Origin of the sequence: Helicobacter pylori, from assembly GCF_014496965.1 — a bacterium.
Taxonomy (GTDB): Bacteria; Campylobacterota; Campylobacteria; order Campylobacterales; family Helicobacteraceae; genus Helicobacter; species Helicobacter pylori_CZ.
In genome coordinates, this window is the sequence record NZ_JACTCR010000026.1 from 1 (window position 1) to 7,974 (window position 7,974).

Genomic DNA, 7,974 nt, shown 5'->3' on the forward strand with positions numbered 1-7,974 from the left:
GAATAAAAGAATAAAAGAATAAAAGAATAAAAGAATAAAAGAATAAAGAATAAAAGAATAAAAGAATAAACCCCTTAAACAAACAAAAACAAGCGATCAATTAATGAAATCAGATAAAAACAAGATTAAAAAAACATTTCCCTATCCCTGCACCGACCTACATTCCCACTCTTGAAAAGAGCAGTATTATCAGCGATGAAGAGCTTGACTTCCAGGTTCGGAATGGTTAACTGGGTAGTTCCTCTTCTCTAAAGGCACAAGGAAAAGGGAGCTAAAGATAAATCGCATTTACCCTTAACTCCCCTTTCTCTTTATAGGGAGCTGTTTTTAACAAAGAAGATAGTTAATAGGCTTTAACTTTAAATCATTGAGATAGTCTCTCATTCATCATTAAAGTTCAATCCTATAAAAGTCTTTATAAAACTCCAACTCTCTTACACTCAGTAAGGCAGTGGTAACTTATCCGCACTTATTGTCGTTATCTTATCAAAAAGCAAAAAACAAGCCAAACGCTCTATTAGTAGTAGTCAGCTAAACGCATTACTGCACTTACACATCTACCCTATCAAGCACATAGTCTTTGTGCGAGCTTCAGGGAAAGTTCATCTTGGAGTTGGCTTCCTGCTTAGATGCTTTCAGCAGTTATCACATCCGTGTGTAGCTACCCAGCGATGCTCTTGGCAGAACAACTGGTGCACCAGTGACACATCCATCCCGGTCCTCTCGTACTAGGGACAGCTCTCCTCAACTTTCCTACGCCCACGGCAGATAGGGACCGAACTGTCTCACGACGTTCTGAACCCAGCTCGCGTACCGCTTTAAATGGCGAACAGCCATACCCTTGGGACCTGCTCCAGCCCCAGGATGCGATGAGCCGACATCGAGGTGCCAAACCTCCCCGTCGATGTGAGCTCTTGGGGGAGATCAGCCTGTTATCCCCGGGGTACCTTTTATCCTTTGAGCGATGGCCCTTCCACACAGAACCACCGGATCACTATGACCGACTTTCGTCTCTGCTTGACTTGTATGTCTTACAGTCAGGCTGGCTTGTGCCATTACACTCAACTTGCGATTTCCAACCGCAATGAGCCAACCTTTGCAAGCCTCCGTTACTTTTTAGGAGGCGACCGCCCCAGTCAAACTACCCACCAAGCATTGTCCTGCCTGTGGATGACACAGGCCAGTTAGCTAACAGAAACATCAAGGGTGGTATCTCAAGGATGGCTCCATAAGAGCCAAAGCCCTTACTTCAAAGCCTCCCACCTATCCTGCGCATGATATTCCCATTAGCAGTGCTAAGTTGTAGTAAAGGTCCACGGGGTCTTTCCGTCTTGCCGCGGGTAGGAGGAATTTTCACCTCCACTACAATTTCACTGAATCTCTGGTTGAGACAGCTCCCATCTCGTTACGCCATTCATGCAGGTCGGTATTTAACCGACAAGGAATTTCGCTACCTTAGGACCGTTATAGTTACGGCCGCCGTTTACTCGGGCTTCAATTCAACGCTTCATCTTGCGACTGACGCATCCTCTTAACCTTCGAGCACCGGGCAGGCGTCACACCTTATACTTCCTCTTACGAGTTGGCAAAGTGCTGTGTTTTTGGTAAACAGTCGGGAGGGACTCTTTGCTGAGACCACATCGCTGTGGCACACCTTATCGCGAACTTACGGTGCTAGTTTGCAGAGTTCCTTAACCAGAGTTCTTTCACGCGCCTTAGAATACTCATCTCATCTACCTGTGTCGGTTTGCGGTACGGACGACTATGGATATGCTTAGAGGCTTTTCTTGGCACGACGGTATCAGCGATTCTCCCTTTGTCCTAAAAGGACTCAAAGAGCCTGTTTGGGTTTCAAATACAGAGGTGGATTTGCCTTCCCTCCAATCTACGCCCTTAGACTAGCGCTTCCATCAGCTAGCTCGCTTAACCCTATGCGTCCCCCCATCACGCTCCATAAGTCGGTATTGGAATATTAACCAATTTGCCATCACCTACCCCTTTCGGACTCGGCTTAGGACCCGACTAACCCTACGATGACGACCATCGCGTAGGAAACCTTAGATTTACGGCGGATACAATTCTCATATATCTTATCGTTACTCATTCCTGCATGCTCACTTCATACCGCTCCAGCACTCCTTACCGGTATACCTTCAACGCTGGTATGAACGCTCTTCTACCACTGTGTCAAACACAATCTACAAATTCGGTGTCTATCTTAGCCCCGTTATATTTTCAGCGCATGACCACTAGACCAGTGAGCTGTTACGCTTTCTTTAAAGGATGGCTGCTTCTAAGCCAACCTCCTGGTTGTTTGAGTAGCCACACATCTTTTTCCACTCAGAATAGAACTTAGGGACCTTATTTGGTAGTCTGGGTTGTTCCCCTTTTGACGATTGATTTTATCACCCACCGCCTGACTCCCAAGATACGATAAAAGGTATTCGAAGTTTGATAGGGTTTGGTACCGCGGCGAGCAGCCCTAGCCCAATCAGCGCTCTACCCCCTTTTATTATCACTTGAGGCTATACCTAAATATATTTCGAAGAGAACCAGCTATCACTAAGTTTGTTTGGCCTTTCACCCCTATCCACAGCTCATCCCAACCCGTTTCAATGGGTACGAGTTCAGTCCTCCACGCGCTATTACACGCGTTTCAACTTGGCCATGGATAGATCACTTAGCTTCGGGTCTGCAGCATCTGACTCAAGCGCCCTATTAAGACTCGCTTTCGCTACGGCTTCACATTCGCTTAACCTTGCCAGATACCACAACTCGCAGGATCATTATGCAAAAGGCAGTCCATCACCCTGATAAATCATAGGGCTCTGAATGATTGTAAGCAGATGGTTTCAGGTTCTATTTCACTCCGCTCACTGCGGTTCTTTTCACCTTTCCCTCACGGTACTTGTTCGCTATCGCTCAAAGAGTAGTATTTAGGGTTGGAGAGTGGTCTCCCCGGCTTCAACCTGGATTTCTCGTGTCCTGGCCTACTCTGGATACTGCTACCTAAAAACGCCTTGTCGCATACAAGGCTATCACTTTCTATGGCTTACCTTTCCAGGTAACTCTGCTAAAGCGTTCTCTTGGATATTGCAGTCCTCAACCCCGAATGCAAGCACTCGGTTTGCCCTTTTCCCCGTTCGCTCGCCACTACTTAGGGAATCTCGTTGATTTCTTTTCCTCTAGTTACTGAGATGTTTCACTTCACTAGGTTCGCTCTCTATAATTAGAGTAACTAATATCTCTATTAGTTGGGTTGCCCCATTCGGACATCTACGCATCAAAGCTCCTTGACAGCTCCGCATAGCTTATCGCAGTCTAGTACGTCCTTCATCGCCTCTCTTTGGCAAGGCATCCGCCATCTGCTCTTAAAAGCTTGTTTTAAATTCTAAAATATCCTTTAAAACCCGCCCTTTTATAATGAATAACGACAATTGCACGAATATTCTTCAAACGCTACCACTGCCTTAATGAATATAAGACAGAGTTATTGTAGTTTTACTTTACTTTTACATAGGCTATTAACAATATTAAATCAAATAACTTCGTTTTTCTTTAAAAACTTGCTATAATCGCTCTTAATGTTAAACCCTTAAAGAAGACTAAAAATGCTTGATCCCTAATCTTTTTTAACGCTCAAGTTTTATCAGCTGGTGGGCTTTTATATTTTTATATTAAAGCTTTTAGCTTTTACAACTTGCTTGAGTTTGAATTAAAGAACTTTTTAAAGCTTGTCTTTAAAAACGAAATGTAATTATAGACATGCAATGCTTAAAGTTTGCTTAAAGTTTTGAGAGTTTGAAAGAAAATTTAGAGTTTGAAAGGAATGGATAAGAGTTATTGGAAACAATTGGGGAACTAATTGGAATGGGGGGCTAAAAAATAAAGCTTTAAGATCAAACGCATCATTAAATCAATTAAATACCACTAGATACAATACCCAAGTCATCTTTTTTTCAAAAAAGGGGTAGGAATGGCATTCAATCATTCAATCATTCAATCATTCAATCATTCAATCATTCAATCATTCAATCATTCAAGCAATCAAACATTCAATCATTCAATCATTCAATCATTCAATCATTCAATCATTCAATCATTCAATCATTCAATCATTCAATCATTCAATCATTCAATCATTCAATCATTCAATCATTCAATCATTCAATCATTCAATCATTCTATCATTCAAGCAATCAAACATTCAATCAAGCAATCAAGCAATCAAGCAATCAAGCAATCAAGCAATCAAGCAATCAAGCAATCAAGCAATCAAGCAATCAAGCAATCAAGCAACGCTACCCTATTTTTATCACTATTTATCCTTTTACAAAAGATCGCTTAAAAATCCCCTATTTTTTATCATTCCCTCTTGCATTAACCCTTTTATAACCCTTTTATTAACCCTTTTATTAACCCGCGCCACAACATTTTCAAACCATTTGATTCCATAATCCCCATTTTTCAATCAGTGGGGCTTACAGAGTTAAATTCAATATAAGGAGAAGACGATGGCAAAAGTAGAAGATTTAAAAGCGCATGAAAAATACAATTTGTTGTTGTGCATGGTTTCAGGCGCGTATAAAGGGACTATTCCAGGGAATGAGGATTTTAAAGAATGGTGCGATAAATGCACTTTGACAGGTTTTCGTCCAAGAATGGGCGAAGTGGCTCAATACGAACATTTTGGACTCATGCGTAAAGCGGATTATGTGATTGGTATTGTGAATGAGGATTCAACGACTAGAGGGGCTGAAGTCCAACGGAGCGTTTTTGCCCTAAAGATTGACCATGACACTATCGGGACTGATGAAGAGGGAGCGTTAAAGGTTGAGGGCGTTTGCGCTCAAAAAGGGAGCCAAGAATACGAAGAATTAGTCAATAAAAACACTTGGCATTTCACGCGCAGCACAAGACTTGGAAAGCCAAAATTGATTAAAAGAAAAAGTTAAAGGGTTATGGGTTTTTAACCCATAAACCCATTCATTATTAAGAAAGGATTTTAATGGAATTGTTGACTTTAGATGGCGTGGCTGAAAAAGGCGTGTTTGAAATCCCTAGCTATCAAAGGGGGTATGCATGGCAGAAAAGGCAATTGAAGGATTTTTGGAACGATTTAGAGCATGTCTCTAAGCTAGGAAACAAATTCCATTACATGCACAGCCTGACCTTAAGAGGGCTTGAAAATGAGCTTGAAGATAGCGCTTTTGAAATCATAGACGGCCAGCAACGATTGGCTACAAGCCTGATTTTATTAGACCTTTTAGCCAAGATTACCCAACATAAAGACCCAAAGTATTATTCAATGAACCTCGAACCCATTTTATCCTATAAGTATTATGGTTTGAGTGAAGCTTTTAGGGCGATCATGGAAGAAGAAAAAGATTTAGAAAGGTTTCAAACTTCTTTTTACGCTAAAAATTTGATTGACACTTACGCATTTTTTAAAGAAAAAATCAGCGATACGCCTGTTGGAACGCTTGAAAAAATGTTTGATGCTCTTATAAAGAAAATGCTTTTTAGCGTGGTGGAATTGAACGATAACCGAATCGATCCCTTCAGCTCTTTTGAAACAATCAACAATCGTGGTAAGGATCTATCCACTTTAGAATTGTTAAAAAACCGCTTGCATTTTGTGGCACACAAGATTTGCGATGGCAAAAAATTAGAAAAGCTTCAAAACGGAATCAATGACACTTACACTAGGATTTATTACGATTTGAGGCATTTTAAAGACGATCATTTAGAGGGTTTTTTAAAGCATTTCGTGGCGTATTACTACGGCGAGAATAGCAAGTTTAAAGAGAGATTATTGAATACAGCGTTTGACGCTCATAAAAAATACGATGACCTATATGACGAATATGAAAAAATAAATGATTTGTTATTGTATCTTTCTTATTCTTCTAAGGTTTGGTATTTCTTGCACACGCTTGATGAAAAATCTATCACCCTTATTGTTGATGACAATAAAAAGATTGAGATAGAAATCACGCCTAAAACGCGCACCTTGTTAGAAAAGATGCGGCGTTTAAACGCTTTGAGCGATAACGCTTTTCTGCCCTTATTGCTCTCTCTTTTTACCATACAGCGTGCTGGAAAAAGCGCTAATGAACAACCTTATACCACCAAAGAATTAGAGGGCTTATTAGAATATTTGGAGCGTTTCGGGTTTTTAATCTATGGGGTTGCTGGCAAGAATACGGCTAAAAATGAATGAATTGAATTGGCTTTTCAAGCATTTAGGGCGTATAGATCTTGGGAAGATAGAATAACCATTGAAGATCTCCCAACGCTAGAAAAGCATTTTTTCAATAAACACAACAATAGCGGTTTGGAATTCCTTGAAGAGAGTATCCATTCTAAAAAGAATACTGAAAAATGGTATCAGTGGGGCAAGGCGTTGAATTACTTGCTTTATGAATACGAGCTATACCATAACCCTGAAACGACTTTGAATTTTGATGGCAGTATAGAAAGCATTGAGCATATCTTGCCTCAAAAACCCCGATCAAGGCTATAGCGCTAAAGAAAAAAATTGGGCTAAAAATCCCCATGTCGTGCATGCTTTAGGGAACTTGCTCTTAATCCCTAAAAACGCTAACAGCTCTTTAAGCAACAAGCCTTTTGATGAAAAAAGAAAGGAATACCTAAAAGGCTCTTATAGCGAAAAAGAAGTGGCTAAAAACGCTTCTTTCGGCATTGCGCAAATCAAAGAAAGGAGCGAAAAACTATTAGACTTTTTAATCGCGCGTTATAACATCGCTGAATTGGTGGGCGAAAGCGCCATTAAAGCTTTTAAAAACGCTCTTTTAAAAGAGATCAAATGATGCGACACTTAAAAATAAGGGGGCATTTGAAAAGCGCCCACCCCACAACAAGGAGGAACAAGCCATGCCAAAAAGATAAAAACATTAAAAAACATTGAACGGACAATTATAGCGGAATTTAAAACAAATTTTACCAAGGAGTATTTTATGGGTTTTCAAAACGAAAATAAGTTAAAAGTAGGGGCGTTAGTCAAAGCCACGATCAATAACAAAGTGGTGGAAGCTAAAGTCATTAGTATTGGGTTTAATCGTGTAACCTTAAGGAGCCAAAAAGGCAACGAAGCCACTTACGCTTTCAATAGCGAAAAATTCTTAAAATGGTTTAAGGAAGTGCCTGTGAATGAAGTTGCGAAAAATCACGCTGAAAAAAGCGGAGAGGATTTGTTGAAAGGCGTTAAAATCGTTACGAGCGGAACGAGTGTCAAGGATAGGACTTCAACTCCTAAAGAGAAAGAGGATAGGTTTAAACTCGCTTTTGGATTTAAGACTACTGATGATAAGACTAGCTTTGAGATTATTGCGGAGGACTATACTTTAAGCGAGAGAAAAAGTAGGCTCGGTTCGTTATTATCTCCTATGTTTTTTGAGGGGAGTGGTAATCAAGCGTCCGCTATCATTCTTACCGCTCTCCATTATGCGAAAGGTTTGAATAAACATAGCGATGCGGAGTGGCGTGCTATGATTGATAACCGAGATGAGGAAAAATGCGAGCTTACGACACTTGATAATTTGGATAGAGTTGGAACGACTTTATTCTGTGGCGTGATTAAAGAGTATGCGGAGGGTAATAAGGAGTTTGAAAAAGAACTTAACGACTTTTCCCCTGATGGTTTTTGGGCTATGACTTTACCTAAAAACAAAAATGAGGCGTTGTTTATTGCTCAATTGCTTTGCGATGGCGGTATCAATAAGTATAACCTTTCTTGTGGTGGTTTAACCAAAAATCTGTTAAACGACTTTACACCTTATATGTGGGGCTTATGGACCAAGAGTCGCTCGATGAGTTTCTCGCTAAAGAGAACGAGTTTGCTGAAAAATTAGAAAACTAACTCCCCCCCCTTACTCTCTTGTGAGGGGTCTCCTTTTTTAATCTCTCTTTTATTCTTTTCTCTTTTCTCTTTCCATTTTCTCCCTAATCTGT

General features: G+C 40.5%; 3 protein-coding genes, 2 rRNA genes and 1 pseudogene. 4 read left to right on the top strand and 2 right to left on the bottom strand.

Translation table 11 applies throughout. From position 1 onward, the window contains the following. Nucleotides 1–144 precede the first annotated feature (144 nt). Nucleotides 145–262, bottom strand: a 5S ribosomal RNA gene (gene rrf, locus H7O61_RS07660). A 234-nt stretch (nucleotides 263–496) separates the two neighbouring features. Beyond that, nucleotides 497–3,385 (bottom strand): 23S ribosomal RNA (locus tag H7O61_RS07665). A gap of 591 nt (nucleotides 3,386–3,976) precedes the next feature. Between H7O61_RS07665 and H7O61_RS08155 the strand changes: the two genes are divergently transcribed. From H7O61_RS08155 to H7O61_RS07685, 4 genes and pseudogenes are all read left to right on the top strand, one after another. Continuing rightward, nucleotides 3,977–4,348 carry a hypothetical protein gene (locus tag H7O61_RS08155; protein ID WP_187875633.1) on the top strand — a complete coding sequence of 124 codons (372 nt, stop codon included), beginning with the start codon at nucleotides 3,977–3,979 and terminating at the stop codon, nucleotides 4,346–4,348. 166 nt (nucleotides 4,349–4,514) lie between these two features. Further along, the gene (locus tag H7O61_RS07675; RefSeq protein WP_079295339.1) at nucleotides 4,515–4,955 is read left to right on the top strand and encodes a hypothetical protein; all 441 of its coding nucleotides are present in this window, start codon (nucleotides 4,515–4,517) and stop codon (nucleotides 4,953–4,955) included. 53 nt (nucleotides 4,956–5,008) lie between these two features. Then, nucleotides 5,009–6,833: pseudogene (locus tag H7O61_RS07680) on the top strand (DUF262 domain-containing protein). Nucleotides 6,834–6,980: 147 nt separating this feature from the next. Beyond that, entirely contained in the window at nucleotides 6,981–7,874 is an 894-nt protein-coding gene (locus H7O61_RS07685; RefSeq protein WP_331459602.1) for a hypothetical protein, read from the top strand. Nucleotides 7,875–7,974: the final 100 nt, after the last annotated feature.

Bases quoted from the DNA above. Each gene is read 5' to 3' on its own strand.
- H7O61_RS08155 (WP_187875633.1), top strand. From the start codon at position 3,977: ATGGCATTCAATCATTCAATCATTCAATCATTCAATCATTCAATCATT.
- H7O61_RS07675 (WP_079295339.1), top strand. From the start codon at position 4,515: ATGGCAAAAGTAGAAGATTTAAAAGCGCATGAAAAATACAATTTGTTG.
- H7O61_RS07685 (WP_331459602.1), top strand. From the start codon at position 6,981: ATGGGTTTTCAAAACGAAAATAAGTTAAAAGTAGGGGCGTTAGTCAAA.